3 protein-coding genes are annotated in these 2,391 nt (G+C 54.6%); all 3 read right to left on the bottom strand.

Features of this window, described 5'->3' with window-relative positions; translation table 11 throughout:
* Nucleotides 1–337: 337 nt before the first annotated feature.
* Complete coding sequence (gene ilvC / locus ACOSYY_RS06235) at nt 338–1,351, bottom strand: ketol-acid reductoisomerase (protein WP_421661401.1); 1,014 nt, start codon at nt 1,349–1,351, stop codon at nt 338–340.
* A gap of 56 nt (nt 1,352–1,407) precedes the next feature.
* On the bottom strand, nt 1,408–1,926 hold the full coding sequence (gene ilvN / locus ACOSYY_RS06230) for an acetolactate synthase small subunit (RefSeq protein WP_421661400.1): 519 nt from the start codon (nt 1,924–1,926) through the stop codon (nt 1,408–1,410).
* 100 nt (nt 1,927–2,026) lie between these two features.
* A partial coding sequence (locus ACOSYY_RS06225) for a thiamine pyrophosphate-dependent enzyme (RefSeq protein WP_421661399.1) occupies nt 2,027–2,391 on the bottom strand: 365 nt, incomplete at its 5' end.

Genomic DNA, 2,391 nt, shown 5'->3' with positions numbered 1-2,391 from the left:
AAAACCAGGCGGAAAACAACGTCGCGACGGCGCCGACACAGGCGACGACCGGCCAACCCAGCCATCCCGTCAACAGTGTAACGCCGGCAGGAACCGCGATGAAAGGAATTCCTTCTTTGGCAAAGGGGACGCCGATCGCTCGATCCGCCACGGAATTGCCTCACTCTATAAGAGCTCAAACAAATCGTCCACTCTTTGCCCAACCCATCTCAAGACGCCAATCGCGCCTCTCGGCCGGCAAGGCCGCCGTACGTGAGAAAGGAACGCGGCGTACATTGTCATCGTACATTGCACCTTTGAACGATGCAAGAATGAAGCTGACGATCTGTTTTAACATCTAGTTCTTCGTTTTATCGACAAGTTGATCCTTCTTCAACCATGGCATCATCCCGCGCAACTTGGCTCCAACGGCCTCGATGGGATGGGCTTCGCCTTTGGCAAGGAGCGCATTATAGACCGGTCGATTGGCTTGATTTTCCAAAACCCATTCTTTGGCAAACCGTCCTGTCTGAATCTCTCCAAGGATCCTTTTCATCTCCTGCTTCGTCTGTTCGGTTACCACACGCGGACCTCTGGTCACATCACCATACTTCGCCGTCGTGCTGATCGAGTAGCGCATGTTGGCGATCCCGCCCTGATAGATCAGGTCGACGATGAGCTTCACCTCATGCAGACATTCGAAGTAGGCCATTTCCGGCGAATACCCGGCTTCAACCAGCGTCTCGTACCCGGCCTGGATCAGCGACGTCAGCCCTCCGCAGAGCACGGCTTGTTCGCCGAAAAGATCGGTCTCGGTTTCTTCGCGAAAATTCGTCTCGATGACACCGGCTCGTCCACCGCCAATCGCGCTCGCGTAGGCCAATCCAACCTGCTTGGTGGTGCCGCTGGGATCCTGGTGGATCGCCAGGAGGCAAGGCACTCCGCTGCCTTTCGTGTACTCGGAACGAACGAGATGTCCAGGCCCTTTCGGGGCCACCATGAAGACATTGATGGAAGCCGGCGGCACAATTTGCCCAAAGTGAATATTGAAACCATGACCGAATGCCAAATACGATCCACCCTTAAGATTGGGCGCCACTTCTTGCCGATAGATGGCGGCTTGCGCTTCATCGGGCGCCAGAATCATCACGACATCGGAAACCTTCACGGCATCGGCGACGGGCATGACCTTGAGTCCGCTCTGCTCGGCTTTTTTCCACGAGGCGCCCTCACGCAACCCAATGACGACCGACACGCCGCTTTCTTTCAGGTTCAACGCGTGCGCATGGCCCTGGCTTCCATAGCCGATCACGGCCACGGTCTTGTTCCGGATCTGCTGAATATCGGCGTCCTTATCGTAGTAAATTTTCATGACCAATCCCTTTCCCTCACGCATCCGGATGTAGCAAAAATTCGCGTAGCAGGACGTTAGTCGCGGGCAATCTTCTTCGCTTGAATCGCAGCAGGGCGAACCGGTTCCCGTGCAACGGCCACTCGACCGGTGCGGACCAACTCTTTGATCCCGAGCGGCTGGAGCAAGTGGATGATCGCTTCGATCTTCTTGGGATCTCCCGAGACTTCAATGGTGTAGGTGCCCGGCGTTGAATCGATCACGTTCGCCCGAAAGATATCCACGATTCTGAGTGCCTCGGCTCGATCCGCATCCTTCGTGTGCACCTTGATGATCGCCGTCTCTCGTGAAACAAACTCCGCTTCGTTCAAGTCCACGACCTTGATGACGTCGATGAGTTTATTCAGTTGCTTCACGATCTGCTCGATAATCCGTTCATCGCCCGACGTCACGATCGTCATCTGAGACATGGATGGATCTAGCGTCGGAGCGACCGACAGACTCTCGATATTAAACCCACGGCCGCTGAATAACCCTGCGACCCGTGACAAGACCCCGAACTTATTTTCGACAGTCACTGAAATAATATGTTCCATCTTTACTCAAAGAACTTGTGGCCGACGACTATATGGGACGAGGCGAGTAGCGAGTATAGCTTTCGTTCCACCAGCAGCTATACGCCTTACACCCTCACTCCTATGCGGTCAAAACCGTATCCTTATCTTCCGGGGTCACCTTTGCCGCACCGGACTGCTTCTTCTTCAACTCAGGCGGATCTTCCAAAATCATCTCATGGTTACAGCCGCCTGCCGGAATCATCGGATAGCAATTTTCATAGGGGTATGTCGGCACGTCCACTATGACGGGTTTATCCGTCGCCAAAGCTTCTTTCAGGACGGCATCAAGATCGCCAGCCGTCTTCACCCGCAACCCAACCGCTCCATATGCGTCCGCCAGCTTGACGAAATCCGGCGTGGTATCCAGGTAACTCGACGCGTAGCGACCTTCATAGAACAGGTCCTGCCATTGTCGGACCATACCGTGAAATCCGTTGTTCAAGA

This window comes from Nitrospira sp. BLG_2, from assembly GCF_049222245.1.
This window is presented reverse-complemented; position numbering and strand designations above follow the sequence as displayed.